Origin of the sequence: Sagittula sp. S175, from assembly GCF_049800975.1 — a bacterium.
In the GTDB taxonomy this organism is placed as follows: Bacteria; Pseudomonadota; Alphaproteobacteria; order Rhodobacterales; family Rhodobacteraceae; genus Sagittula.
Genome location: NZ_JBNAGB010000008.1, coordinates 207,945 through 233,410 on the forward strand (window position 1 = coordinate 207,945; position 25,466 = coordinate 233,410).

Sequence of the window (25,466 nt, forward strand, 5' to 3'; positions counted from 1 at the left end):
TCAGAGAGTGCCCAGCTTCGTGCCGATTATACCCTGCGTTGCGGCATTGCTAACCCCGTCGCCGCCGTGCGAAGCTTGCCCGGACATGCGGGGGAACGGTTTCGACATGACGACCGGCGACGGTGAGAAGAACTACCTGCAGGCCGAGTTGGAAGACCGGATGCAGCATGACCTCAGCATGTGGGACTTTCTTCAGAAAGGGTCGCTGGACGGGCTGTGGTACTGGGATCTGGAGAAGCCCGAAAACGAGTGGATGAGCCCGGAGTTCTGGCGGCTTTTCGGCATCGACCCCGCAACCAAGCGGCATGATCCGGCGGAGTGGCAGGACATCATCTTTGCCGACGATCTGGCCGTCGCGGTGGACAACTTTCAGAAACATGTCGCCGACCCTTCCCATCCCTATGACCAGATCGTGCGCTATCGTCATGTGAATGGATCGACGGTCTGGGTGCGTTGCCGGGGGATCGCGCTGCGCGATGCCCAGGGCAAGGCCATCCGGATGCTTGGCGCGCATAACGACCTGACGGCGGCAATGCGTGCCCGCGAGGAAGTGGAGCGCACGCAGGACGCCCTTGAAGCCATGCGCGAAGCGGAACTGCGCGCGCGGCTGATCGACCAGAGCCATGACGCGATCCTGACCTACGATGAGACCGGCAAGATCCTCAGTTGGAACCGTGGCGCTGAACTGCTGTACGGGCATCGGCGCATCGAGGTGATCGGGCAAGACGTCGGCGATGTGCTGTATACGGACAAGGCGCGTTGGGCACAGATCCGGGCGAACCTCGACGCGGCGCCGGAGTGGACCGGGTCGCTGGTACAGCGCACCAGAGCGGGGAGGCGCGTCGACGTCACCTCGCGTCAGCAGTTGCTGCGGCTGGAGGGCCAGACCGTGGTGCTGGAGACCAATCGGGACATGTCGGACGTGCAGTTGGCACGCAGCGCCCTGGCCGAGGCCAACGCGGAATTGCGGCACGTCAACCGGGCGCTGGAGGATTTTGCCTACATCGTGTCGCATGATTTGCAGGAGCCGATCCGCGGCATTTCGATCAACGCGGCCTTCATGCGGCGTGAACCCCTGTCGCCCACTGTCGAGAAACGGGCCATCAGGATTTCGGACCTGTGCCGCCGGGTCGAGGCCTTGATGGAAGACGTGCTGGCCTACTCTCGCATCGGGCACAACGCCGAGGTCGGAGAGGTGATCGATCTGATCGAGATGTTGGGGGATTTGCAGGACGATATGCGGGAGTTCCTGAACGAACGCTTTGGAAGGGTCGTGATCGAAACGGATTTGCCGCCGCTGCACGCCAACCTGTCGGCGGTGCAAAGCATCTTTCGCAACCTTGTGACGAATGCACTGAAATACAACAACTCCGGGAAGCCAATCGCCAGAATCCGCTTTCACGACCAGGCCGAGGTCGCGGGCAAGATCTGGGAGGATGTGTTCAGTGTGGAGGATAATGGCATCGGCATCGACGCCAGCGATCCGGACTGGCCGTTTCGCATCTTCACGCGTCTTTCCGGTGCGGAGGCCTTTGGCGGCGGCACCGGCGCGGGGCTCGCGATCGTGCGCAAGACGGTGGAGACTTACGGGGGGCGGATCACCTACACCAGCCTGCGAGGCGAGGGGACGACCTTTTGGTTTACCCTGCCGCTGGCAATGCGGTCTGCGTGACAGTCAGGTTATTGTTGCCGGACCTCCGGGCAGCTGACAGCGAAGGAAAAAGCCGCGCCGGAGGATCCGGGCGCGGCTTTTCGATTGCGAACTGGTCGTGACGCGGACGGGGTCAGTCGGTGACGGCGTAGGCGTCCTCGAAACCGTTGCCCTTGATCGTCTTGAGCAGCGTGGCGCGTTCCTCGGCGGTCTGGGCAGGGCCCACGACGACGCGCCAGAAGGGCTTGTCCTTGGAGTTGCCGGGCTTGACCGTCGGCACAAGGCCCACTTGCCGCATGGCGGTCGCGGTGTTGCGGGCATTCTGCTCGACCGAGAAGATGCCGATCTGCAGGTAGGGTTTCGCCAGCTTCGAGGAGGCGGGTTTCGGTGCCGCGGGCTTCGGAGCGGCGGCTACCGGTGCAAGGGCTGCTGTCTGCACGGGCTTGGACGCGGCAGCCGGGGCGGGGGCGGCGGGAGCCAGCGCCTTGGCCGCGCCGTCGAGCACCGGATCCAGCGTGCCCTCGCTTACCTCGGGCGAGGCGGGCAGGGCGGTCGTCGCCATGTCGCCGACCGGCATCTCGTCACTCGGCATGGCCGCGGCTTCGGGCGCGACGGCCACTTCCTCACGGCGGAGCGCCACGACATCAAGGTTCGCCGGCGCACCGGCCAGCATGCCGAGCGCCGCCGCGGCATCCGAAGACACCTGCAGGCGCGGGCCGGGGGTTGCGCGTTCCTTGCGGAACAATGCGCCGATCACGTATTGGCCGTTCGCCGTGTTGCGGATGATGGCGCGTTCGGGTTCCTTGACGTCGGGATGTGCGACCCAGACCCCGCCCAGCGAGGGGCGGCCGTCCCAAAGACCGGCTTCCTTGGCATTGAAGATTTCGGGCGCTTCGACATCGCGTTCCGTGGTGCGGGCGCTGCCCAACCCACTGGCGGCGCGGGTGACTTCCTCGCCTTCGCCTTTTGGCTGGAGGAACCCCGGCATCTGGCCGTCGGCGCAGGCCGACAACATCATCAGGGCGCCCAGGAACAGGGGGGCGCGCAGAATCCTGCCTTTGGGAAATTTACCGCTCATCTCGTGCCTCTTGCCTTCTTTTGCCGCATCATGGACGGCGCCACGCCGGATTTTCCGGTCATGATCTTGGTTTTGCTGCCTCGGGATGGGCTCTGACGGCCCGTTTTGTCAGTGAGATTAACGTTTTGCGTGCGTCATGGGAAGCCTGCAAACGCGGGTGCGCGGAAAAACCCCTGTGGGAGTGCTTTCAGAATCGCAAACGGGGCGCTAGGAGTGCCCCGACCGGAGGTTTGGCAGAGTGGTCGATTGCGGCGGTCTTGAAAACCGTTGGGCGTGAGAGCGTCCCCAGGGTTCGAATCCCTGAGCCTCCGCCAGCCCACTGGGTGTGAGTTTATTTTTATAAAATCAGATGCTTGGTGATATCTCTTCGGGGCGGCGCTGAAAGGTGACAGGTCCAAAGAGACCGGGAGTAGCGCACACCACGATTTGCGTGACAAAGCCAAGACCAGCCGTTGCGTAAAGGTCGTGGTGAAGTCTTGCCGTGGAACGGGGCATCCACTGCATCCGGTCCATGCGATCCTCGACGGACTGACGCTGAGCAAGGATGCTGCCCTTTTTTCCGATCCACGCTCAGGTGCCTCCGTCCGCGCAGCGACAGGCGGACACATGTTTCGCGATTGGCGTCGAGACCGAAGATTTTCAGCCAATCGTTAACTGTGACTGAAATTTCATCACCCATTTATCGCTATAGGATGTCAATAAAATATGGACTCCCTCAAAAGGCGTAAAATGAATCTCAAGATTGCATCATGCGGTGTCTTGCAACCTTAACGATTCGTTAATAAGGCTGACGCTGCGGTAACGTATACCGCTAAACGTGTGTTAAATAGGTGAGAACTGATCATGACGACCACTTCCGTTGAAGCGAAGCCTGTCCGCGTCATCCGCGCGGGCACCGACGGCGCTCTGAAGACCCTGCGTATCTCGACCCCCGTGTCGAAAACTCAGGGCGTTCAGGCTGCCGCATCCTGGACCAAAGCGACCTGCTCCTGGACCAAGGCAACCTGCTCCTGGACCAAGGCGACGTGCTCTTGGACCAAGGCAACCTGCTGAGCCCTAGGCTTCGCCAGCAACGTTTGCTCCGGGGGGATTCGGGGCAAACACCTGACGAGAAAACGGATTTTTGGTATCATGTTCAGCGTTTCCAGACCCGACAAAACTCTTCGGATCGTTCCTTTGACCGGGGAGGCCGTCGCGGCGGTTTGCCCACATAGCGGAGGGTTTGCCTTTGTCGAAGGGGCAGAGCGTATCGCAGCCCTGAAAGCGCGGATCGCAATGCCTGAAAAGGGTCATGGCACCTTGCCTGAAAGCGACCCGGACCATGCTCAACTGTGGCTGGCGATCGAGGATTATCGCGCTGCCTCCGAGACCCGCGAACCCGATACGCTGGACACCATCATCCTCAAGGTCACCAACCGCTGCAACGAGGCCTGCAAGCACTGTTACGATGCCTGCGGGTTTGACGATGCGGATATGGACGCGGGCCACATGGCATCGCTGGTCGAAGAGGCGCTGGCGCTCAGCGGTCCGCACCTCAACCTCCTGTTTCACGGAGGTGAGCCTTTCCTTCGGACGGATACGCTCGACGAAGTCGCGACGCACGCGAGGACCGTGGCCGACAGGCTGGGGAAGACGATCGGCTGCTTTGCCCAGACCAATGCGTCGGTGATGAATGACCGCATCGTTGCAATGCTTCAGAAACATGACTTCGGTCTTGGCATTTCGCTGGATGGCTGGGAAAGCCTGCATGACGAGTTGCGGGTGATGCACGACGGATCGGGGACCTACCGGCTGTTCCAGCGCAGTATGGATCGCTACGGCGAGTATCTAGTCAACAACTCCGGCATCATGACCACGGTGATGGCAACCAACGTGAAGGTGCTGCGCGAGGTGGTGCGCCATGTGCGGGATCTGGGGTTTGTCACATGGGATGCGACGTTGTTCGATCTCAACGGGCGCGGCGCGTTGTTCCCGCAGATGGAAGTGACGCCGCAAGCCTATTGCGCGGCGCTGGACGACCTGCTGGACGGGATCGAGGAAGGCGAATTCGACGGCATTGCGATCAAGCCGATCCTGCGTCGTCTCGACAATCTCCTGCTGGCAGAGCGGCTTGATATGTGTCTGCCCGGGAACAATGGCTGCGGGGCTGGCTCGCGTCTTTTGTCGGTGTCCGCGGAGGGCACGATCTCTGGGTGTGACATCATCCACAATCGGGCGCTTTCGCTGGGGCAGAGCCCTGCGGCGACCCTGGAGGATGCCTTGGCGCATCCTGCGGCGGGGCAGATGCGCGAGCGCCTGTCGCGCAATCTTGCCGGGTGCCACAGTTGTACGTGGCTTGGCCAATGTGGCGGCACCTGCCTTGCGCGCGGTGGTCTGAACGCGGTCGATCCGCTGGATTGTGCCACGTCGAAGTTCATCAACGAGGCGCTGCTGCGCCGTTTGGCCCAAAGCGACGCGCTGCTGGATTGGTACGCCCGGTTCCCGCCGCAACGCCGCCGCGCGTCCGTCATCCAGGAAACGCGCGCGTTTTTCTCCGAAAGCCGCAAGGTTTTGGAGACCGCATGAACTACTACGATTTCCTTGAAACCCCGGTCGGGCGCACGCTGCACAAGATGCCGTTCCAGACCCTGCGCCGGGCGATGTCCACGGCGGGGCGTTTCGGTTTGGTGAAGGACTGCGACTTCGTTGCCGATGTCATGGAAGCGACGGGAGTTGCCAACGGCCGCGAGGCAAAACGGCTGGCAGCGGAGGTCGACGCGGCACAAGCGGGTGTCTACGCCGACCTGGGCCTCATGATGCACGGCAAGTGGGATCGCGTGCAGCGTCATCTGATCGACAGGGTGGAGGTGGAGGGACGCGAAATCCTCGAAGCCTTGCGCGGCAAGCCGTACATGATCATCTCGGCGCATTTCGCGAGCTTTTACCTCGGCGCCCTGATGCCGGGGTTGTTCGATCCGGTGACGATCATTCGCCGCTTCCACTCCGAAGGGCGCGATGCGCTCATGGAACGGCTGTGTTCCCAGACCGGGCAGGATCTTGAGGTCATCGGACTGACCGATCCCTCCGTCGGGCCGAAGATCATTTCGCGCGTGCGCAAGGGGCGCCCGGTGGCTGCGATGATCGACTATTTCTACGAGGACACTTCGCTGTTTCTTGCGCCGTTCATGGGGCGCGAAGCCGCGACCCCGGCGGGTATTCCCAGCATCGCCGTGCGGATGAAACTGCCGCTGGTGCCTGTCATCGTGTTGCGCACCGCGGATGGCGGCTATCGCGTGACAATATCGGAGCCACTGCGCGCGCCGGATGAGGGGGATCAGACAGAACGTACCTTTGCGCTGGCCTGTGCCATGAACGGTTGGCTGGAAACACAGGTGCGCGCGCATCCGGAGCAATGGACCTTCTGGCCCTCGTTGCCGCGTCGTTGGTCCTACGCGGAAAGCTTTGACGAGCATGAGCAGGTGGAACCGGCTGTCGCAGGAGAAGCGACCGTTGCCTGACGTCTTGCATCGCCCGGAGTCCGGTCGTGCGACGGACCGCCCGCTGCCGGTGGACGAAAGCCCGGCGGCTCGGGTTGATCCTGTCCGCGTCTGCATTGCCGAGCCGCGGCACCTGCTGGGAATCGCACGGCTTCTGGAGCGGCAGTTCTTTGATGAATCGCGTGACATCAAGGGCCGCCGCAGCAGGATTCGCTCTGTGCGCATCCAGATGCGGCGCAGGGGCGGTTATTACATCGTGGCGGAATACCGGGGGCAGGTGCGCGGCGCGATGTATGTCATTCGCGCCCCGCGCGGACGGATCTTCACATCGAACATGGCCGTCGCCTCCGATCTGCGCGCGCGCGATCCGATGATCGTCCTGCAGCTCTTCGGCGTCATGCTCGAAGAGGAGGCGGGGCGCAGCACACGTCCCCTGGTGTTCTTTGCCGATTTCGAGAATCCCAAGTCTGCGAAGGTCTTTCTTCACCGCGCGAAAAAGGTGCTGAAGGATATCGGCCTTGACGATCACGTGCAGAAGACACCCTGCCGGATGACGTGGTTGGAGCGTCTGAGGCACGGAGATGTGGAGCACTCTTTCTTGTTGGAAGCCAAAACATGAACATGCTGTCGAAATTTGCCGCAGGCCGGAACAATGGCGCGGAACGGGCCGCGGCTGAGCAGCCCGTTGAGGAGGCCAGAGGCCCGGAGGAGCCCGTTGTGGCCGTTCTGCGCCTGCGCGGCGAAATCGCGCTCAACACGCCGGTTGTGACCGATCTCTACAACGTGCTGCCGCAGGTCGATACGGAGACGCACGTCGCCCTGATCGTGACCATCGACACCGAAGGCGGCACGCTGGCCACCGCCGAAACGCTCAACGGCTGGATTGATCGGCTGTACCGCAAGCGCGGCAAGCCGGTGATCTGTGTGATCGAAGAGCGCTGCCTGTCGGCAGGGATTGCTGTGGCCGTGGCCTGTGATCGCGTGTTCGCCCCGGCTTCGGCGCAGATCGGTGCGTTTGGCGCCATGCTGTCCTGGCCGGACGCCATGGAGTTTCGCCAGAAATTCGGTTTGGCGCAGCGCAATTTCGTGTCGCGCGCTTACAAGGATATTGCCTCTCCCAATCGCCGCCCCGATGAGGGAGACGCGGCGCAGATCGAGGCGCTGCTGCGTGATCTCGACACGCAGTTCGCGGCCCTTGTGCGCAAGGCGCGCCCGGCCATGTCCGATGGCGATTTCGAGACCCTGGCCAACAGCTGGATGCTGACCGGGCGCGCGGCGCATGAGATCGGGCTGACCGACGGGATTGGCGGTTTCGACGCGGCGCTGGAGCTGCTTGTCGAAGAAGGCTGGCTGCGTGCCCCCACGGCGCAAGATCTTGTCTTTCTCGGCGATCCGAACCCGGGGCAGGGGCAAGCCGTCCCGGGTGGTCAGCTTTTGTCGTTGCTCGAAGGGATCGGTCGATGACGTGGTTTCACCTGCGTACACCGCTGGCACTTCTTGCGCTGGCTGTCGTGGCGGCCTGCGGCGGCAAGGCTGCGTATCTTCAGGGTGCGCTCAGCACCTCGGCTGATGTCGTCACTTACGAGGCAGATGGCGCGACCTACCGCGTGGTGACGGTTTCGCCCGGTGACACGCCCGGGAACCGGCACCTGTATTTCGTCGGCGGGTCGGGATGCGCCGCCCTGGCGGTATACATGCAAACCTATGTCGAGGCTTTGGACGAGGCGTTTGTCCTGCATGGCATTGAAAAGACGGGGACTCCGCAACGTGGGCTCGGCTTGAGCTGCCCGCCTGAATTCTGGGAGAATTACACTTACGAGCAACTGGTCGAGCGCAACCAAAAGGGGCTCGACATCGTGCAACGTGCCACGGGTGCGCCGATCGAGGCTATCATCGGCGTCTCCGAGGGCGGGCCTGTTGCGGTCGAACTGGCGGCTGCGCATCCTGAGATTCCCGCACTTGTCCTGCTGGGGGCTGGCGGGCTGGCACAGCGCGAAGAGCTGTTGATCCTTGCCAGGCGGCAAGGCCGGGAAGCTGCGATGCGGGCCTCCTTCGATCAGGTTGCCGCGCGGCCTGACAGCCTGTCCGATCGGGTCATGGGCCTGCCGCACCGCTATTGGTCTTCGGTGCTCGACGCCGACCCGGGGCCGCTGCTCAAGCGCTTGAAGCAGCGTGTCCTGATCGTCATCGGCGAAGCGGATGAGAGCGTTCCGGTCGAATCCGCGCGCAGGGCCGATGACCTCGCCGCGCGTTCGACGCTTGTCGTCGTGCCCGATGCCAGCCACACCTTCGACACGCCGAACGGCAATCAGCGCGCCACCGTCATGGGGCGTGTGTCTGATTTCCTCGCGCGTTGACGTCATGTCGGGAGCCGCTGTCACATCCCGCCAGAAGGCAATCCTTGCGGCGCTGCTGTTCGGGTCCGCCGTGGGCGCGATGCTGGAAAGCGCGCTGACGCTAAGCGTTCTGGCTATCCTCTCCGGAGTGTTGCCCGAAGCGTTGCAGGGCCTTGTGCCAGAGACATTTTCGCGCAACGTCGCCATCGCCTTGGGTCTGCTGCTTGTCGTCATCGCCGCCTTCCGCATCGCGCTGGCCACAGGTTACATGCGGTTTTCCGAGAGCGTTCGCGCGCACCTTCTGGCGCGGATTGAACGTGCGGTTCTGGGGCTGTCTCCGCAGGAGTTGGCGAAGGCGGAGCCGCCGCTCAATGCCGCGCTGTATGGGTCCGTCGATACGGTCGCCACTTATGTTGGCGAGTTGCGCAGCGCTGTACCGGCTGTCTTGTCGAGCATCGTCATGATCGCGGCGCTGATCTTTGTCGCGCCCTTTGTCTTTGTCACGCTGCTGGCTGTGCTGGCGGGGTTCGCGCTCGCCTTGCGCAGCCGTTTCCGCTTTTCAGGGGAGGTCGAAACCCGCGCCGCCAGCCATCGGGAGCGCTGGAGCGAAACCATGGGCCACGCGCTCTCTGCCGTGCCGGAAACGCGGCTCAACCCGCTGCTGGACGGGCTGATCCGAAAGCGCTTTGACCTGGAGGCGCGGCATCATCGTGCCGAATTGCGCGGCCCGCGTTGGGGGATGAGCGTGAGCGAGGCCGTGAGTTATGTCCTGATTTCCGGATTCGCACTTGGGCTGGTGCTGTCGGCCTGGGCGGGCGTGTGGGATCGCAACCTGATCAGCGCCGCCGTGATCCTTATCATCCTGCTTTTGTCACCGCTTATGACGGCCTCGGCGCTGTTTTCGTCAACCGGCGCCTGCGTGTCAGCTTTGACGACGCTGAAGTCCGTGTTGAAGGCGCAGCCGGGCGTGAGTGCCGATGCGCCCGTGCCACTTGCCGAGCCGCGCGCGCTGGTCCTCGCCGGGTTTCGTCCCGCCGTAGAGGCCCCGCGCGACTGGATGACGACAGGGTTGACCGCCAGTTTCCAGCCCTCCGACGTGGTCTTTGTCACCGGAGAGAACGGCGCCGGGAAAACCACCTTGCTGGAGGCGCTTTGCGGTCTTTTCCCGAGCGCAGGCGGGTGCGGCTTCGGCGATGGTGGATTGCTCGACCTGCAGGAGCGCCGCGCGATGGTCAATTGCGTCTTCGCCGACAGCCAGTCCCCCATGCCCCGGCCCGAAGAACTGACCATGCCGCTGCGGCGCGCCATGATGCAGGTGGGGCTGATCGAGGTGCTGGGGGATGATCCCGCGCGCTGGCAGGATCATCCGCTGTCCTTTGGCCAGCAGCGCAGGCTTGACCTCGCCTATATGCTTGCCCACCCCAAGCCCATCGCGCTGTTTGATGAAACCGGGGCCAACCAGAGCCCGGCCTTTCGCCGGACATTCTACACCGACATCCTGCCCGGCCTCGCACGCTCCGGTCAGATTGTCTTTGTGGTCTCGCACGACGACGCGTTCTTCGGTCAGGGCACGTGGCGCATTCACCTCGGGGCATCCGCGGAGGTCACGCGCCTTGCGGGCGATCACGGGCTCAGCAACGCCTCGACGGGGTGAAGCGCCGCCGCCCGCCGCGCCGGAACCACCCCGGCGAGGATGCCCGTCACAGCCGACATGGCCAGTGCCGCGCCGATGGCGGAAACGTTGTAGATTGCCGGGAAGCCCACCATCTTCATCGCCAGAACGCAGAGCAGACCAAACAGCACGCCAAGCCCGCCGCCGACCACCGACATCACGGTCGTCTCGACAAGAAACTGACGCGCAATGTCCTTGCGACGCGCACCGAGCGCCTTGCGCAGCCCGATCTCACGCGTGCGTTCGACCACACCGATCAGCGTGATATTGGTGATCCCCACCGCACCCACCACAAGCGATATCATACTGAGCGCCGCCAAAAGGGCCGTCAGAGTCGATTTCGCCTGCAACTCCAGAGAGACGATGCCGGCAAGGGTCCGCGCCGCTGCCTGGTCCTGACCGCGCATGTCCACCAGCAGCGCGTCGATCTGACCGGACACGGCGTCGAGGTCGGCGCCGGGGGCGGTCTTGGTCATGATGTATTGCGCCGTGCGATCCTGCCCTAGACGGAGCACCGCCGTCGAGAAGGGGATCAAGGCCACATCGTCGAGATCGACCCCGGCGGGGTTCGCACCCTTTTCGGACATCACGCCGATCACCTCCAGAAAGGCGCTGTCGACGGTCATCCATTGCCCGATGGGATCGCTGTCCGGAAAAAGCTGTTCTGCGACCTTCTTTCCGAGGATGATAACGGGAGCCATGCCCAACGCATCGCGTTCATCAAAAAAGTCGCCCTGCGCTACCGTCCAGTCATGCACCAATGGAAAGTCCGGGCCGGTGGAGGTGACGAGCGTCTCGGTCGCGCGCGTCTGAAAACCCACCGGGCGGGTTTGTGGCATCTCCAGAACGGCGGCCTGAACCAGATCGAGCGCCGCGACCTCTGCGCGCTCCTCTTCGGTGAAGAGCGGGATGGGTTCGGCGTTGGCGGGGCGGTCGGCGTCATCGGGCATGACCACGATGAGGTTGCGCCCGAGACTGCCCACGGTCTGCACCACGGCTTGCTTTGCGCCGTCGCCGAGGGCCACGATGACGATCACCGCGGTGATCCCGATCACGATGCCCACCAGCGTCAGCAGCGTGCGCGTCAGGCGGCTGCGCATCAGCGTGAGCGAAGAGGCAAAGGAGTCCCGCAAGAGCCTGCCCGCTTGTGACGGTGCCTGCTGTGGCACGCCGGTTTCCTGCGGGGGCGGCGGCGCGGCAGCGGTGGCGCTGTGGGCAATGATCTTGCCGTCTTCGACGCGGATCACACGACCACATGTTTCCGCAACCTTCGGGTCGTGGGTCACGATGACGATTGTCCGCCCGGAGTCATTGAGCCGGTGCAAAAGCGCCATGATATTGGCCGATGACTTGCTGTCGAGCGCCCCGGTGGGTTCGTCAGCCAGAAGGATGGCCCGTTCGTGGAACAGCGCGCGGGCCACGGCGACACGCTGTTGCTGACCGCCCGAAAGCTGTGCCGGGCGGTGATCCATCCGATCTGCGAGGCCCACCTGCTCAAGCAGCTGGCGCGCCCGCGCCTCGGCGCGTTCGCGCGGCACATCGGCATACAGCCCTGCAATCGCGACGTTTTCAAGCGCCGTCAGGCCGGGCAGCAGGTGATAACTCTGAAACACGAAACCAAGCGAGACCGCCCGGATGCGGGCAATGTCCGGCTCCGGCATTTCCGACACGGGATGCCCAAGAACCTCGACCCGCCCGGCGTCGACGCGATCAAGGCATCCCATGATGCCCATCAAGGTTGATTTCCCTGAACCGGAAGGGCCGATGATGGCGACCATCTCGCCACTACTGATGCTGAGGTCGACGGCATCGAGCGCCACAAGCGCTTCGCCGCCGCGATGGAACACTCGGGTCACGCCGCTCAGTCGAAGCACCGGGGCCAACGGCATTTCAGAGGTCCTTCGGGAAGGGAACGATCACGGGCTGCCCGGCGCTCAAACCGCTGGTGATCTGCTTGTGGCTACGGGTTTCGATGCCGGTTTCGACCGCCCGTAGTTCAAAGCCGTCTCCCGCAGGGATTGCGACCGCTGGTCCGTTGTCCGTCACCCCGACCGCGACCCTCGGCACGATGACCGCATCGCTGTCGGAGGACGTGACGAAGCGTGCCCGCGCCGTCATACCGGGTTTGAGGCGCCCGCCTGTATTGGCGATGGGCAGTTCGACCACGTACATCATCGCCCCGTTCACCTCTTGCGGCTGTGGGCGCACGATGGAGACCGTGCTCGACAGGATCATGTCCGGATCGGACACCAGCGTCACCTGTGCCGCCATGCCGGGATGCAGATCAAGAACATCCGCTTCGGAGACCATCGCCTTCAGAAGAAGCTGGTCCGTGTCGCCGATCAGCATGACCTTGTTCGAACCGTTTTCAGGATCGTTGTATTCTACGGCGCGGACGTGGATTTCGAGGACGGTTCCGTCTATCGGGCTGGATATGCGGGCGTGATCCAGCAAGACCTGCTCCCGGCGAAGCTCTGCCTGGGTCTCGTCGCGCAGCGCCTGCGCTTGTGCCAGCAGCGCCTCGGCCACCGCCAGTTCGGCGTTCGCCTTGCCGATCACCTCCGGTGACGGGCGCCCGCGTTCGTCGACGGGTTTGGCCGTATCGCGTGTCTGCCGTGCAAGGCGGGCTTCGGCCTCGCGCTGTCGAACGACGGCATCAAGGCGCTTCATCCGGCTTTCGACGGCTTCCACAGACAATTCCTGAAGCGGTGCTTCGACCATGGCGACGACTTGTCCGGCGGTGACGCGGTCCCCGGCCCTGACGGTCAGGGCCCCAATGCGCCCGGCAACAAGCTGGCTGACCTGCGCTTCGACGGAAGGTTCGAACCGACCAAAGGCGCTGACCGTGGATTCGATGGGGCCGCGCTGGGCTGCGACGATCGTACCACGCTCCATCGGTGCGGTTTCGCGGTCCGCAGAGCTCCATGCGACGGCACCGACGGCAGACGCACAGACCAATGCCCCCAGATAGATCAAGACTTTCCTGGCCATCGACTCCAGCCGTCAACACAATCAACGCGTGTTTGATACCTGTTCGGTTCTCCGCGGGCAAGGCTCGGCGCGCGCCGCCCCTGTCGCAATGCTGTCTTGGGGGTGCTTCGAGGGTGTGGCCTGCGCTGTCGTGCAAATAGTTGACGGGCGTGCCTTAACTTTCACCGGGAAGATCTGTTGCGGGGCCTCGGTGTTCGGCGGGCCGGTGAGGAGTGCGACATGAACCTGCTGCTCTGCAACCGGGCTGCCGAAGTCGCGCGTGAGCGGTGGTCAGGCGGTGGGCGGAGTAAAACGTCACAGAACGTGCATTTATTGACGCATATCAACGCCGGAATGTGAGCGGGTGGTAAGATTGGAGCATAAGGAATTCAGGAAGGATGGAGGCCGATATGAAACATCTCCTCGTTGCTCTTACTCTCGCTACGCTTCTTGCTGGCTGCGAGCCGCCGGAAGGTGTCATGGGCAATGGCGGCACGGGCGAAGGGCCGTCGACGCCGGCTGCTGCTGCGGCGGCGACACCGGTGACGACCACGCCGACTGCGCCGACCACCGTTGATCCGGCGGACATCGACACCTCTCATTTGCAGGATCAGGACCAGGATCAGACCCGCGACAAGGTCCAAGGCAACTGATGACGTGTAATGGCACACCCTGATCGTTGAAATGCGGGTGTGTCAGGTCGCGCAAAGGTGCTCTGAACATGGGGCGCCCGGAAGGTCAGGAGATCTTCCGGGCGTTTCTGCGCCTGACGGCGCGCCGGAATGACAGGACGACAGGGGGCGCGAGAGAGATGGGTGACAGGGAGGGCGTAAGGTCCAGATTGGCCGCGCAGGCATTGGCGTTGCTGTCCGTGGCTGTGCTGTCTTTCGTGCAGCCGCATGGCGCGGTTGCGCAGGAACTGGGGCAGGGTCCTGGACGAGCCGGGGACGCGCAGACGGTGACCGGGGCTGATGGTCAGACGACTCCGCAAACCATGGTGGCGCTGGCGCAGGCTGGCCGGTGGGCGGAGGCCGAGGCTTTGGCGCGGCGGGTGCTGGACACGGGGCCCGAGGATGTCGCAGCACTTGTGGTTCTGGCGCGGGCGCGGCGGGCGGCGGGCGATGCCGACGGGGCGCGCGCCGCCGCCGTGCGCGCCAATGACGCGGCGCGAGATGACTCCGAGCGCTATGTCGCGGCGGTCGAGATGGCGGCAGCCAGCCATGGGCAGGGGCGCGGATTGGAGGCGCAGTTCTGGATGCGGCGCGCGGCGCAGATGGCGCCGACGGTGGCGTCGCATGACCGCGCGCTTGTGGATGTGCAGCGCATCGGGGCCGCGATGCCCTGGAAGGTCGCCCTGCAATTCAATGTCTCGCAGTCGTCGAACGTGAACAACGGAAGTCTCGCGGAGTCGGTTGATATTGGTGGGCTGACCTTCAACCTCAATCCCGATGCGCAGGCGCTGAGCGGGACAGAGATCACGGCCGGGGTGCTGGCGCGCTACAGGTTTGCCGGGGCCGGTGGACTGCCCGGTCAGTTGACCTTCAACGCGGCGACCCGGCAGGTGCGTCTGTCAGACGAGGCACGCGCGAAGGCGCCGGCGGCGCGGTCCGAGGATTATGCCTTTGGCGTGTTGGAGGTCGGGGTCGGGCAGGCGCTGACACCTGCCGACGCGGCGCTGCGTTTCCATCTGGACGGGCGTCTTGGCAAGACGTGGTACGGCGGCGAGGGGCTGAGCCGCTACATGCGGCTGAGCGGAAGTGCCGATTGGGGCGATCCGGGCACAGCTGTGATGGCGGTGGTGCTGTCGGCGGAGCGTCAGCTGCGGCTGGACGATCCGGCCAAGACCGCGTGGATCGCGCAGGGCGATCTGCATTACCGCTGGCGCAGCGGGGCGGGCGATACCTACGTGCTGTCTTTTGGTCTGCGGCGCACCGAGTCGCGCTCTGTCGAGGTCGACAACGACGCCGTCATCGCCTCTGCCTCGTGGGAGAAGGGGCACCCGCTGGGAGGGGTCGCCAGCCTTGGGCTGGGGGTGAGCGTCGAGCAGCGCAACTACGATGCCTCGCTGTATGCAGCAGGGGCGCGCCGGGATGTCGTGCAGCGGGCATCGCTGCGCATTGGTCTTCCCAAGGTGGATTACTACGGTTTCTCGCCGATCCTGAGTCTTGAGTCGGAGCGGTTGCGCTCCAACGTTGATTTTTACGACAGGTCGGATGTGTCGTTTCACCTTGGGTTGAAAACGGGGTTCTGACGCCATGGTTTATCCGCCACGTCCTTACCGAATTTCGGCGCGTCAGCTAAAAATTGACTCACGTCAATACGTTTAGATCGCGAAAGTGGAATGCTTGGCTCGAAGCACTTGCCCGGGACCGCCGGAAGGGAGCGGGGTCCAACCCGCTGCGGCTCTGGCCCGTGAGGGTGTTTCGTCCAATCCGGTGCTGGTGGGGACGCTCCGGGGCATTTTCACGCCAAGTTACTCATCAGCAGGGGGGTCGGACACCTTTGAAACGAGGGAGTTTGAACCATGGCTACTCAGATAAATCCAGGCAATGTTCAGGATTGGGACACGCCGCTGCTGAGCGATCCGCGTTTTTCTTCAGTGCATGTTTTCAGTACGGCGGACCTGACAGTCACCTTTGACGGTATGACGGTCGGAAATGCGGCGGACCCGCAGTCGGTCTTTGATACGATCGACGATCCCAACGACGACAGCGATACCAAGATCACCAAGGAAGGGGTAACGCTGTACCCCATCGACAGCGAATTCGGCTACTACGTCTCGGATTTCACCAATGCCACGACCAAGTCGCTGGATGGTGATTATGCCGAGGGCTGGGCCGGTGACATCTACGACGCCTATGGCAACCAGCTGGGCATCGTGATCTCGGACGCGCCGACCGATACGTTCAAGACGCCGGCGATCCTTGGCACTTGGCTGGCGGGTTTGGGCGGCAACACCGTAAAGGCCTCGACCGAGCATTACGTGGTGATGCAGAACATCCTTTCGGACCAACGCTTTATCGGTGACCCGGATGCGCTGTACCCGCTGGACAACGATCTTTATATCATCGGTGGCGCTTATGACGGGCAACTGGTGGATGATGTCATTCCGCTTGTCGGCGACGTGAACGGTGACGGCGTGGCCGACATCAAGGACGTCCTGTCCCCCAACGAGACCGAGATCGACGTCAACATTGCCGCGAGCTCGGATTATTCCGTGACGCTGAAGGACGACGGCAAGCTGCTGTACCGCTGGGGCAACACCATCAAGAAGCCCAACGATGTGCGAATGGAAGCGACGCTCGACCTGCCGGACGAGTGGAACACCTACAACCCCACCACGTCGCTGCGTAATATCTACCGCGTCTCGGCGGCGGAACTGGTGATGCATCACACCATCACCAACAACCCCAACGATCAGGTGCGTCCGGAGGACTTCGAGAACGAGGCCGCCATCGGGACGCTGCCGACCTATACGATCATCACGGACTACAACCTCGACGGCAACGGCCCGCGCGAGGTCTGGGTGACCACCGATGATTACTATGCGGGCGACGGCACGCTGTATGCGGCGGGCACCATCCTGCGCGACGACTATCTGGCGGCGCTTTGGGCGGCCAGCCAGTTGGGGGAAATTGGGGCCGAGGATGGCGCGGCGGGGTTCACGAACGCATGGTACACGACCATGGACCGCGAGCCCTTTGAACCGGTCCTGAACGAGGACGGCACGGAATATGCAGGTTCCGGTCCGCGCTGGCGGTTGCAGACCGACAAGTACGGTCAGGACCTGCCGTCCGTCGTGATCCCGATCGACCCGAGTGACGTGCCGCCGCCGACGAATGACGAGGTGAAGTACGAAGTGGGCGCAGAAACCCAGACGGTGCTGAACCTTCTCGACTGGGGCAACCCGGTGTCGCCGCTGAGTGTCAGCTCTGTCTGGCAGGACAAGCCGGGCGACGTGTCGGTGAACGGGATGAACTATACCGACGGGTTCGACATCGCGGTCTACGTCAAGGGGGACATCAAGCCTGCCACTGTCTACAGCGCCGAACTGGTGATGGATTACGACCTGGTCACGCCCTACGCCTTTGGCGACAGCATCGCCGGGACGGATGGCGACGATTACCTTGTCGGCATCGGGGCCAACATCTTTAACGGCGGAGCGGGCGATGACTTCTTTGTCGTCAGCTATGGCTCGTCGCTGGAAGGTGTGGCGCTGACCGCCAGCATCATCGAGGACTTCGTGATCGGTGAGGACATGATCGGCTTCCTCGACCTTGGGGTGACGGACGTAAACTTTGACGAGCACGTCAGCCAGGTGGTGAACAACGGCAACCTCGAGATCTACATCGACAGCGATGGGGCGGACTCGGTCGACAGCCCGGAACTGGTGGCCACGCTGATCGGCATCGACGAGACGCTTGTGATGGAGGACAGCTTTGTCCTTGCCAATCCGGGCGCGGCGGACAACCCCGGCAACGATACCACATCGCCGGGTCTGAACGATGTGATCGGCACTGCGGCGTCCGAGACGCTGTATGGCACGCTGGGCGACGATTCGATCGTGGGCCTCGGTGGCAACGACATCCTTTATGGCCTTGCCGGGGATGACGTGCTGGACGGCGGCACGGGTCTGGATCGACTCTATGGGGGGCTTGGCGCGGATACCTTCGTGTTCGGCGACGGTACGGTGATGGACATCGTCTACGACTTCGAGGACGGCACGGACATGATCCAGCTGGACGGTCTGCTGTTCGAAGACGCCGTGATTACCGCTTACCGGACGACGGGCACGCAGATCGCCATCGGCGACGACCGCTTCATCCTGCGGGATGTGGATGTGTCGCTGATCGACGTGAACGATTTCATCGCAGATCCCGATCTTCTGATTACGACGTGAACCGCGTCACTCTTATTTTGAAAGGATAAGACAATGATGTCTGACATCAAACTTCCGGCGGCGCTGGTTATGGTTGCCTTGGTTTCGGCCTGCGGTGGAAGCAGTGGCAGCAGCACCAGCAGCACGACCCCGACGGTCCTGACGCCAACGACACCAACGACCACGGCGCCAAGCTTTGCCACCATGGACACGGCCGCAGCGACGGCTGCCGCCGGGGTCATCAATCTGGACACGGGCGCGCTGCTCACGGCGGAGCGCACCACGCTTCCGACCTCCGGCACGGCCACCTATGACGGCTATGTCGGCGGTGATCTGAGCGGCGGTGGCTCGCTGATCGGTGAGCTTTCCCTGACGGCGGATTTCGGCGGCAGCACCGTGAGTGGTTCGGCGACGAATTTCCAGCACGACACGGCGGGAGCCTACACGGGAACACTGACGATGGCCGGGGGGGCCATCACACCGGGGGCGCTTGTGACCGACCCTGATACTTTCAGTGGTTCGCTGGACGGTACGCTGACCAACGGCGGGACGGCTCAGACCACGTCGCTGCTGCTGGACGGCAGCTTTACCGGTGGCACCGGGACGGACGTCCCGACTGCGGTTGCCGGGACGGCAGACGGCACGGTCGGGTCCGAGTTCCTGACCGGCGCCTTCATCGCGACGCGATAAAATCAGGCAGTCATGCCTGCGACGGCCCGGCGGTCTATCCGCCGGGCCTTTCGTGTGCGGACTGTCACAAAATACGATTAGGGGAGGCCTTGACTTTACGGCATGCATGCGCGCAAGGGTGGATAGGTTTATTTTTAGAACAACGTATGCGGGTTATTGTACCTGTTGGCATCGGGACTTCGACGGGCCTTTACAGCCGCGTAGGGGAGGAGGCAGATTTTGCTTCACTGGCAGAGCAAGGAATTGATCCAAAGCCTGAAAGTCGGCGCAGAGCATGTTTTTGCCCAGCTGGATTTCGACTACTACGCAATCTGTTCGATACAGGCCAGTGACTTTGGCGTGTGCAATGCCCTGCCGCGCGTGCATGTGACGAACTACCCGCAGGCGTGGATGGATTACTACGTCGAGAACCGCCTGCACGTCTACGACCCGGTCATGCACTTCGGGCGGCTGGTGACCTATCCAACGTCGTGGAGCAGCCTCAGCAATGCCTCGGGCTTCAACGAGGCGCATTGCAAGGTGCTGGATCTTGCGCGCGATCATGGCGTGCATTCCGGGGTCTGCATGAGCATCCATAACCTCGATTGCAGCCTGCTTCTGGTGTCCATGGCCTGCGCGCAGGAACGCACGCTGAGCACCACGCTGATGAAGGAGGTCTACGAGACCGTACCGGCGCTGCTGGACGTCGTCCAGGCCGAGCCGGGCGATACCACCCCAACCTTCGACCTGACGGAGCGCGAGGTGGAATGCCTGGGCTGGTGTGCGCTGGGCAAGACCTCCAGCGACATATCGGCGATCCTTTCCATCAGCGCCAACACGGTGGATTTCCACCTGAAAAGCGCCATGCGCAAGCTGGCAACCAACAACCGGACATTTGCCATCGTGAAGGCGATGCGCCACGGGATCATTCCGTTTTAGGCGCACCGCCCGTCGCGGGGCTCAGCCGTGGGCGCGCAGCGGTTCCGCCGAGGCGTCGGTGGCGGTTTCGGGGTGGACGGTGACCTTGCCAAGGCAGGTGGACACGCCATCGAACTTGCGCGTCTCGCCGACATAATCGACCTGGTAGCCGTTCGGACGGATAAGCCGTTCGAAGATGAAGCGCGGCATGACCATCAGGTAGTGGTCGATGTTGTTTCGCTGACCGAAGCGGTAGATCTCAGCGTATAGCGCGCGGATTGCCGCCTGCCGGTCGGCGTGCGACAGGGTGGCCGCGCAGCCAAAGCGGCTGGCCTCCCAGATGCGCGCATCGTTCGGGCAACCCTGCTGCGGCCAGTCTGGCCAGAGGGTCTGGATCATGTAGGGCACGGTTGTCGGCACCAGCCGCGACACGGCACAGACCTTGTCGGCGTCGTCGATGGCCAGCACGTAGTGGGTGGCCGGGGTGTCGAAGCTGTCGAACTCCATGTCCGACCCCGCGTCATCGCTGCCGGGCAGGTTCCAGCCCAGACGGTCGACAAAGATCTCGCGCCGGAGGCGGAAGTGGTCCAGCCAGTAGCGGTGATGCTCTCCGAGGTTCAGGGCGTTGATGACCAATGTGCGCATAAGACGGGCTCCCGTTTTTGCTGCTGGACAGAATTTGAAAAATACACGCTGGCGTTGAAATGAAATTCGCTGCGCCGCAGCGGCTTTCTGCGGCGGGAGGGGGCGGAAGGGAACTACCGAAATACGTAATTGACGCAAAGGCCGGGCGGTCTGTAACCGGCCGAGGATTTGTAAATATTATATTAATCTATTTTATTTCAGTGGTTTGTTTCGGTCCTACCGATTCTGGCAGTGGTCATGAAATCCCCGCCTCCTTAGGCATTCCCCCAACAGTTCGACACAACAGATTTTCGCCTTTTGATTGTTTTGGGCGATGCCATTGGATTGGGGACGCGGTATGTATTCATCCGGGAAACGGACGGCACTGGACTATGCCCGCATGGTCTCTGGCGGGCTCTGCCTTGCCGCCGGGATCGCAAAGGCGCTGCCCCAGGTCGAGGACGTCGGCGCGGTGCTGGGCCTGATGGCCGAAGCCAACGCCGACACGCTGCTGGCGCCGCTGAGCGAGCTGATCGTCGCGAACACAGGCCCCATGACGGTCCTCGTCGGACTGGCGCTGGCAGGGTCCGGTCTGGCCTTCCTGACGGGGCGGCTGCTGATCCCGGCGGCCATCGGGCAGATCGCCATGTTGATTGGTTTCATGACGCTGCTGTTCCGCTTTCAGCCCGCCATCGTGCTGATCGACCTGCCGTTCCTCGTGGTGGCGCTGCTGGTGTTGCGCCGCGAACTGGGGCGGCGTGGCGCGGAGGCTCCGGGAACCTTCAACCAAGGACGTACCTCATGACCGACAACATCCTGACCATGAAAAAGCCGGGCGACGAACAGCCCCGCCGCGCCGGGGCCAAGCAGGTCGTGGTGGTGGGCGCGGGTCTTGCCGGGCTGACCGCCGCGCTGGGCCTGAGCGACGCGGGCGCAGAGGTGCAGATCATCGAAGCCTCGACCGTGCCGGGCGGCAATGCCTGGATGGACGACAGCGCCCATCCGCCGCTGCCGACCGCCGGGTCCTGTTTCCGTGCGCCGCAAAAGGGCGACAGGATCGACCGGATGCTGGGCCGCCTCGGGTTGGACCGGCAGTGGCGCTCGACGGGGTCGTCGATGCAGGTGCTGTTCCGCACCGGCGCGCTGATGGCGAACTTGCACGAAGTGACCGGCGCCTTCCTGCGTCATCCCTCGTGGCTGCTGAAGCCGAAGGTCTGGGGCCTGACCGGCGGCCTGTTCGCTGCCGCGCTCACCGGGCGGCCGCTGGTCCCGGCGGAGAAGGCGCTGGGCGAGCCGATCTTTGCCGACCTTTACGCCTTCCTCGCGCGGCTGAGCCCCGGGGCAGGGCGGTTCCCCGCGATGCCCTGGTCGATGGACTGCGGCATCAGCCGCGACGAGATGGAAGCGCTCGACCGCATGACCATCGAGGAATTCCTGTTCGATCCGAAAGCTGTGCAGGACCTGCCCGCCGATCTGCGCCCGCCACGCAGAATGGGACGACTGGTGCGGCTGGCGGTCGCCACCACGCTGGAGGTCGAGGGCCTGCTGTTGAGCAATTGCTCGGCCTATGTCGGTCTGCACTTCCTCGTGGGCTACCTTTACGGTGATCTCGTGGCGCTGCCCGGCGGCAACGGCGCGGTGTCCAAGGCGATCCTCGGCTACCTGCTGGAACGCCCGACTGTCACGCTGCGCACAGGCTGCCGCGTGGTCGAGGTCCACTCGCACGCGGCGGGCTACAGCGTCACCCTGCGCGATGGCGACCGGGTCGAGACGCTGACCTGCGACGGCGTGGTGATCGCCGCGCCCAAGGACGCCGCCGCCGCCATGGTGCCGGAGCTGTCCGACGCGCAACGCGCCGCGATGCAGGCCATCGCCTATTCCGACTACGCCATCGTCAACGCGCGCCTGACCGAGCCGGTCTGGACCGACCACTTCGGCGGCTATTTCATCGGCGACCGTCCCGAGCGCAACGCCCGCACGGCGTTTTGCCGGGCAGGGGGGCTGGTGAACGCCAGCTGGTCGAAACTGCCGGGATCGCGCAAGCGCGGTGGCCTGACCTTCCTCAAGCCCATCGCACAGCGCGAAGACCAGGGGCGGCTGGAGATGACCGCACCCGTTGTGCTGGAACAGGAGGCGCGGGCCGAGGTCATCCGCGCGATGAAGGCCATCGGCGCCGACCCGGCACTGCTGGAGCGGGTGACGCTGCACAGATGGCCGCGTGGGCTGGTCTCGCCGCGTCCGGGACAGGTGGCGGAGGACGTGTTCGTACAGGCCACCATGCCCTTTGGCGCGATCACCTTTGCCAATCAGGACAGCATCGGCGTCGGCTGTCTGGAATCCGCGATCGACGCGGGCGAGCAGGCGGCCCGCCTGCTGACCCGGATCCTCGACATGGCGTCCCCGGACGTCGCTGCCAAAGCGCAGTAAGCCCATAGGAGAACCCTGATGTTCGTTACGAAACTGGATGGCCGCGCCACGGGTGGCCGCGAGGCACTTGGCGGCAAGGCCGCATCGCTGAACGAGATGGTCGCGCAGGGGATGCCGGTGCCGCCTGCCTTCTGTGTCACGACCGAAGGGTTCGCGCATTTCCTGTCGGCTGCCGGACTGGACGATCTGGACCGGGCCGCGCTGCCTGCGGCGATTGCGGCGGCTTCCCTTCCTGCCGATCTGGAGGACGAATTGCGCGCCGAATGTGCGCGGCTGGGTGAGGGGGCGGTGGCCGTGCGGTCCTCGGCCGTGGCGGAGGATGGCGATCACAGCTCTTACGCGGGGCAGTTCCTGACGAAGCTGAACGTGCAGGGCACCGACGCTGTGCTGGCGGCGGTCAAGGCCTGCTGGGCCTCGCTGTTCGAGCAGCACGCCTTGTCCTATGCCGCGCAGCGCGAGGATGACAGCGCGCGCCCCGCCATCGCGGTGGTGGTGCAGCGCATGATCGACGCCGACGCGGCGGGGGTGCTGTTCACCATCGACCCGATGGGCGAGACAGAGGACTGCCTGCGTATCGAGGCGGCCTGGGGCGTGGGCGAGGGGCTGGTGTCGAGCCAGGTCTCGACCGACAGCTATATCCTGCGCCGCGATGACCTGTCCTTGGCGCAGCAGTCCATTCGAGCGAAGTCGATGAGCACCTTCTGCGTCGCGGACGGCGGGATCGAACTGGTGGAAACCCCGGCGGACAAGGTCGATGCCGCCACACTGACCGCCGCACAGGCGCAGGAACTGGCCGTGCTGGCCATGCAACTGCGGCAGGCCCCGGCCTATGCCGGGCAGGAGTTGGACATCGAATGGGCGCTGGGCGGCGGTACGCTCTGGGTGCTTCAGGCGCGTCCGATCACCACGCTGGGCGCCGCCTCGCCCGACATCGTCTATGCCGACACGCAGGAAACCGACCCGCACCGTCAGGCCAACGCGCTGTTCTCGCGCATGGATACGGGCGAGATCGTCACCGGGTTGATGTCGCCGCTGGGGCTGTCCTTCTGCCGCTTTTACCAGAACAACATCCACGGCCCGGCGGTGAAGACCATGGGCCTGCGCAAGATGATGGCGCCGAACACCTTCATGGGCTTCGTGCGCGGGCATGTGTATCTGAACATTTCGGCCTCGGCGCATATGCTGACGCAATGCCCGCCGACGCGCGACGCCATGAAGTTCACCAAGCGTTACGCCACCGACGAGGTGGATCTGGGCAGCTACCAGAACCCCTATGGCGTGCCGCCGACGGGTTTGGATTATGCCGCGAGCGTCGTGCATTGGCTGGGCCGTCAGGTCTACAACGTCGCCACCGCCGAGCGCACCGTCCGCCGGATGGAGGCGCAGCGACGCGACCGCACCGCGCATTTCCTGGCGCTCGACCTGCCGTCCATGACGCGCGAGCAGCTGGATGCGGAACTGACACGCATCGACGAGGGATTCCTGTCCAGTTGCGCCGCCTACATGCCGTTCTTCCTGCAAAGCTTCGCGCTGTATGACGCGCTGGCAGAGCAATGCGAGGTGCTGTTCAAGGACCGGGGCAACGGCTTGCAGAACCGCATCAAGGCCTCGCTGAACAACCTGCGCACCATCGAGGTGACGCGCGGCATCCTCGACCTGACCGCCGAGGTGCAGAAGACCCCCGCGCTGGCCGAGATGATAAAGGACACGCCCAGCGACGACGTGATCGCGCGGCTGAAGGACAGTGAACGCGGGCGCGCCTTCCTTGACGGGCCGTTTGCGGACTTCCTGCGCGAGTTCGGGTCGCGCGGGCGGCAGGAGTTCGAGCTGACCATTCCGCGCTGGGCCGACGATCCGCGTTACCTGTTCGACGTCATCCGCCTGTACCTGACCAACGAGGTGCAGCTGGAAGAGAAGATGGCGCAAAGCGAGGCGGCGCGCGGCGAGGAAACCGACCGCCTGCTGGCGAGCCTTCCGGGCAAGCAGCGCTTTCGCCTGAAGTTCATCATCAACACCTACGCCAAGATGGCCGATTTCCGCGAACGCGTGCGCCCGGCCTTCATCACCGAGACCTGGTTTTACCGGCGCATCATCGTCGAGATGCTGGGGCGGCTGGAGCGGGATGGCGTGCTGAGCATGGCGGATTTCCCCTACATCGATTTCAACCTGTTCCGCGACTACATGGCGGGCCGCAAGACCGCCGCCGAGGCGTTCCCGCGTGAATTGATCCTTGCGAACCGGCGCGAGAACCTCGTGAACCTGCGCAGCGAAGAGCCGCCCATGAGCCTGATCGGCGGCTATGTCCCGCGCCGCGCGGCACAGCCTGTGGCGGCAGAGGATGGCCAGATGCAGGGTCTCGCGGCCAGCCCCGGCATCGTGGTCGGACCCGCGCGGGTCATCACCGACCTGCCGAAGCAGGCGACGAGCTTCCGCAAGGGCGAGATCCTCGTGGCGCGCTTTACCGACGCGTCCTGGACACCGCTTTTCACGCTGGCTGGGGGCGTGGTGACCGACATCGGCTCGGCCCTGTCGCACAGTTCCATCGTGGCGCGCGAATTCGGCATCCCGGCGGTGGTGAACACCCGTGTGGCGACCCAGCAGATCCGCACGGGCGACATCGTCACCATCGACGGCGACGGCGGCATCGTCGGGGTGGAGCGCCCCGAGCAGGCGGCACCCGCGCCCGAACCACAGGCGACCCCACAGCCCGAGCGCGAGATGGCCCCCGCGTAACCCCGTCCTGATCCGCCCGAACCGACCCCCGCG

20 protein-coding genes and 1 tRNA gene are annotated in these 25,466 nt (G+C 64.0%); 17 read left to right on the forward strand and 4 right to left on the reverse strand.

The genetic code is table 11. From position 1 onward, the window contains the following. The first annotated feature begins 106 nt into the window (after positions 1-106). Positions 107-1,672: a sensor histidine kinase gene (locus tag ACP16H_RS12815; protein ID WP_425072695.1), complete on the forward strand. Its 1,566-nt coding sequence runs from the start codon at positions 107-109 to the stop codon at positions 1,670-1,672. 112 nt (positions 1,673-1,784) lie between these two features. On the opposite strand, the gene ACP16H_RS12820 is transcribed toward ACP16H_RS12815, so the two are convergent. Further along, positions 1,785-2,729, reverse strand: coding sequence for an SPOR domain-containing protein (locus ACP16H_RS12820; RefSeq protein ID WP_425072696.1), 945 nt, complete (start codon positions 2,727-2,729; stop codon positions 1,785-1,787). A 224-nt stretch (positions 2,730-2,953) separates the two neighbouring features. Between ACP16H_RS12820 and ACP16H_RS12825 the strand changes: the two genes are divergently transcribed. The 8 genes from ACP16H_RS12825 (at position 2,954) to ACP16H_RS12860 (ending at position 10,195) form a co-directional block, all read left to right on the forward strand. Further along, positions 2,954-3,043: transfer RNA gene (locus tag ACP16H_RS12825), tRNA-Ser, on the forward strand. 529 nt (positions 3,044-3,572) lie between these two features. After that, positions 3,573-3,782 carry a hypothetical protein gene (locus tag ACP16H_RS12830; RefSeq protein WP_425072697.1) on the forward strand — a complete coding sequence of 70 codons (210 nt, stop codon included), beginning with the start codon at positions 3,573-3,575 and terminating at the stop codon, positions 3,780-3,782. Between the two features lie 222 nt (positions 3,783-4,004). After that, entirely contained in the window at positions 4,005-5,294 is a 1,290-nt protein-coding gene (locus tag ACP16H_RS12835; protein WP_425072698.1) for a radical SAM protein, read from the forward strand. Then, positions 5,291-6,226 (forward strand): lysophospholipid acyltransferase family protein, encoded by a 936-nt coding sequence (locus tag ACP16H_RS12840; protein ID WP_425072699.1) that lies wholly within the window; start codon positions 5,291-5,293, stop codon positions 6,224-6,226. Before ACP16H_RS12835 ends, ACP16H_RS12840 begins: the two co-directional genes overlap by 4 nt. A 49-nt stretch (positions 6,227-6,275) precedes the next feature. Next, the gene (locus ACP16H_RS12845; protein WP_425072700.1) at positions 6,276-6,824 is read left to right on the forward strand and encodes a hypothetical protein; all 549 of its coding nucleotides are present in this window, start codon (positions 6,276-6,278) and stop codon (positions 6,822-6,824) included. Between the two features lie 98 nt (positions 6,825-6,922). Further along, positions 6,923-7,669: a S49 family peptidase gene (locus tag ACP16H_RS12850; protein WP_425072701.1), complete on the forward strand. Its 747-nt coding sequence runs from the start codon at positions 6,923-6,925 to the stop codon at positions 7,667-7,669. Then, on the forward strand, positions 7,666-8,562 hold the full coding sequence (locus tag ACP16H_RS12855; protein WP_425072702.1) for an alpha/beta fold hydrolase: 897 nt from the start codon (positions 7,666-7,668) through the stop codon (positions 8,560-8,562). The genes ACP16H_RS12850 and ACP16H_RS12855 overlap by 4 nt, the downstream gene beginning before the upstream one ends. Before the next feature lie 4 nt (positions 8,563-8,566). Continuing rightward, positions 8,567-10,195, forward strand: coding sequence for an ATP-binding cassette domain-containing protein (locus tag ACP16H_RS12860; RefSeq protein WP_425072703.1), 1,629 nt, complete (start codon positions 8,567-8,569; stop codon positions 10,193-10,195). On the opposite strand, the gene ACP16H_RS12865 is transcribed toward ACP16H_RS12860, so the two are convergent. Together ACP16H_RS12865 and ACP16H_RS12870 are read right to left on the reverse strand one after the other, a co-directional pair. Next, positions 10,165-12,102, reverse strand: a complete 1,938-nt coding sequence (locus tag ACP16H_RS12865) for an ABC transporter permease (protein ID WP_425072704.1) — start codon at positions 12,100-12,102, stop codon at positions 10,165-10,167. The two genes, ACP16H_RS12860 and ACP16H_RS12865, sit on opposite strands and share 31 nt — an antisense overlap. Before the next feature lies 1 nt (position 12,103). Next, positions 12,104-13,204 carry an efflux RND transporter periplasmic adaptor subunit gene (locus tag ACP16H_RS12870; RefSeq protein ID WP_425072705.1) on the reverse strand — a complete coding sequence of 367 codons (1,101 nt, stop codon included), beginning with the start codon at positions 13,202-13,204 and terminating at the stop codon, positions 12,104-12,106. A 389-nt stretch (positions 13,205-13,593) separates the two neighbouring features. On the opposite strand from ACP16H_RS12870, the gene ACP16H_RS12875 reads away from it, so the two are divergent. The 5 genes from ACP16H_RS12875 to ACP16H_RS12895 all read left to right on the forward strand — a co-directional run bounded on the left by ACP16H_RS12875 (position 13,594) and on the right by ACP16H_RS12895 (position 19,670). Continuing rightward, positions 13,594-13,836, forward strand: coding sequence for a hypothetical protein (locus tag ACP16H_RS12875; protein ID WP_425072706.1), 243 nt, complete (start codon positions 13,594-13,596; stop codon positions 13,834-13,836). 188 nt (positions 13,837-14,024) lie between these two features. Continuing rightward, on the forward strand, positions 14,025-15,434 hold the full coding sequence (locus ACP16H_RS12880) for a surface lipoprotein assembly modifier (RefSeq protein WP_425072707.1): 1,410 nt from the start codon (positions 14,025-14,027) through the stop codon (positions 15,432-15,434). A 273-nt stretch (positions 15,435-15,707) separates the two neighbouring features. Further along, entirely contained in the window at positions 15,708-18,083 is a 2,376-nt protein-coding gene (locus tag ACP16H_RS12885) for a calcium-binding protein (protein ID WP_425072708.1), read from the forward strand. Between the two features lie 33 nt (positions 18,084-18,116). Further along, positions 18,117-18,752, forward strand: a complete 636-nt coding sequence (locus ACP16H_RS12890) for a hypothetical protein (protein ID WP_425072709.1) — start codon at positions 18,117-18,119, stop codon at positions 18,750-18,752. A 219-nt stretch (positions 18,753-18,971) separates the two neighbouring features. Then, on the forward strand, positions 18,972-19,670 hold the full coding sequence (locus ACP16H_RS12895; RefSeq protein ID WP_425072710.1) for an autoinducer binding domain-containing protein: 699 nt from the start codon (positions 18,972-18,974) through the stop codon (positions 19,668-19,670). Between the two features lie 21 nt (positions 19,671-19,691). Here the strand turns inward: ACP16H_RS12895 and ACP16H_RS12900 are convergent, their stop codons facing one another. Then, complete coding sequence (locus tag ACP16H_RS12900) at positions 19,692-20,294, reverse strand: acyl-homoserine-lactone synthase (RefSeq protein ID WP_425072711.1); 603 nt, start codon at positions 20,292-20,294, stop codon at positions 19,692-19,694. A gap of 337 nt (positions 20,295-20,631) precedes the next feature. Between ACP16H_RS12900 and ACP16H_RS12905 the strand changes: the two genes are divergently transcribed. From ACP16H_RS12905 to ACP16H_RS12915, 3 genes are read left to right on the forward strand one after another with little or no spacing between them, the layout of a single operon-like run. Further along, positions 20,632-21,078, forward strand: a complete 447-nt coding sequence (locus ACP16H_RS12905; protein WP_425072712.1) for a DUF6041 domain-containing protein — start codon at positions 20,632-20,634, stop codon at positions 21,076-21,078. After that, positions 21,075-22,700 (forward strand): FAD-dependent oxidoreductase, encoded by a 1,626-nt coding sequence (locus tag ACP16H_RS12910; protein ID WP_425072713.1) that lies wholly within the window; start codon positions 21,075-21,077, stop codon positions 22,698-22,700. Before ACP16H_RS12905 ends, ACP16H_RS12910 begins: the two co-directional genes overlap by 4 nt. Before the next feature lie 18 nt (positions 22,701-22,718). Further along, positions 22,719-25,433: a PEP/pyruvate-binding domain-containing protein gene (locus ACP16H_RS12915; RefSeq protein ID WP_425072714.1), complete on the forward strand. Its 2,715-nt coding sequence runs from the start codon at positions 22,719-22,721 to the stop codon at positions 25,431-25,433. The last annotated feature ends 33 nt before the right edge of the window (positions 25,434-25,466 follow it).

What these genes read in the sequence shown, in the direction of transcription:
- ACP16H_RS12860 (WP_425072703.1), top strand. Translation starts at nt 8,567, where the DNA reads ATGTCGGGAGCCGCTGTCACATCCCGCCAGAAGGCAATCCTTGCGGCG.
- ACP16H_RS12815 (WP_425072695.1), top strand. Translation starts at nt 107, where the DNA reads ATGACGACCGGCGACGGTGAGAAGAACTACCTGCAGGCCGAGTTGGAA.
- ACP16H_RS12900 (WP_425072711.1), bottom strand. Translation starts at nt 20,294, where the DNA reads ATGCGCACATTGGTCATCAACGCCCTGAACCTCGGAGAGCATCACCGC.
- ACP16H_RS12840 (WP_425072699.1), top strand. Translation starts at nt 5,291, where the DNA reads ATGAACTACTACGATTTCCTTGAAACCCCGGTCGGGCGCACGCTGCAC.
- ACP16H_RS12855 (WP_425072702.1), top strand. Translation starts at nt 7,666, where the DNA reads ATGACGTGGTTTCACCTGCGTACACCGCTGGCACTTCTTGCGCTGGCT.
- ACP16H_RS12835 (WP_425072698.1), top strand. Translation starts at nt 4,005, where the DNA reads ATGCCTGAAAAGGGTCATGGCACCTTGCCTGAAAGCGACCCGGACCAT.
- ACP16H_RS12885 (WP_425072708.1), top strand. Translation starts at nt 15,708, where the DNA reads ATGGCTACTCAGATAAATCCAGGCAATGTTCAGGATTGGGACACGCCG.
- ACP16H_RS12890 (WP_425072709.1), top strand. Translation starts at nt 18,117, where the DNA reads ATGATGTCTGACATCAAACTTCCGGCGGCGCTGGTTATGGTTGCCTTG.
- ACP16H_RS12915 (WP_425072714.1), top strand. Translation starts at nt 22,719, where the DNA reads ATGTTCGTTACGAAACTGGATGGCCGCGCCACGGGTGGCCGCGAGGCA.
- ACP16H_RS12870 (WP_425072705.1), bottom strand. Translation starts at nt 13,204, where the DNA reads ATGGCCAGGAAAGTCTTGATCTATCTGGGGGCATTGGTCTGTGCGTCT.
- ACP16H_RS12820 (WP_425072696.1), bottom strand. Translation starts at nt 2,729, where the DNA reads ATGAGCGGTAAATTTCCCAAAGGCAGGATTCTGCGCGCCCCCCTGTTC.
- ACP16H_RS12910 (WP_425072713.1), top strand. Translation starts at nt 21,075, where the DNA reads ATGACCGACAACATCCTGACCATGAAAAAGCCGGGCGACGAACAGCCC.
- ACP16H_RS12875 (WP_425072706.1), top strand. Translation starts at nt 13,594, where the DNA reads ATGAAACATCTCCTCGTTGCTCTTACTCTCGCTACGCTTCTTGCTGGC.
- ACP16H_RS12865 (WP_425072704.1), bottom strand. Translation starts at nt 12,102, where the DNA reads ATGCCGTTGGCCCCGGTGCTTCGACTGAGCGGCGTGACCCGAGTGTTC.
- ACP16H_RS12830 (WP_425072697.1), top strand. Translation starts at nt 3,573, where the DNA reads ATGACGACCACTTCCGTTGAAGCGAAGCCTGTCCGCGTCATCCGCGCG.
- ACP16H_RS12905 (WP_425072712.1), top strand. Translation starts at nt 20,632, where the DNA reads ATGTATTCATCCGGGAAACGGACGGCACTGGACTATGCCCGCATGGTC.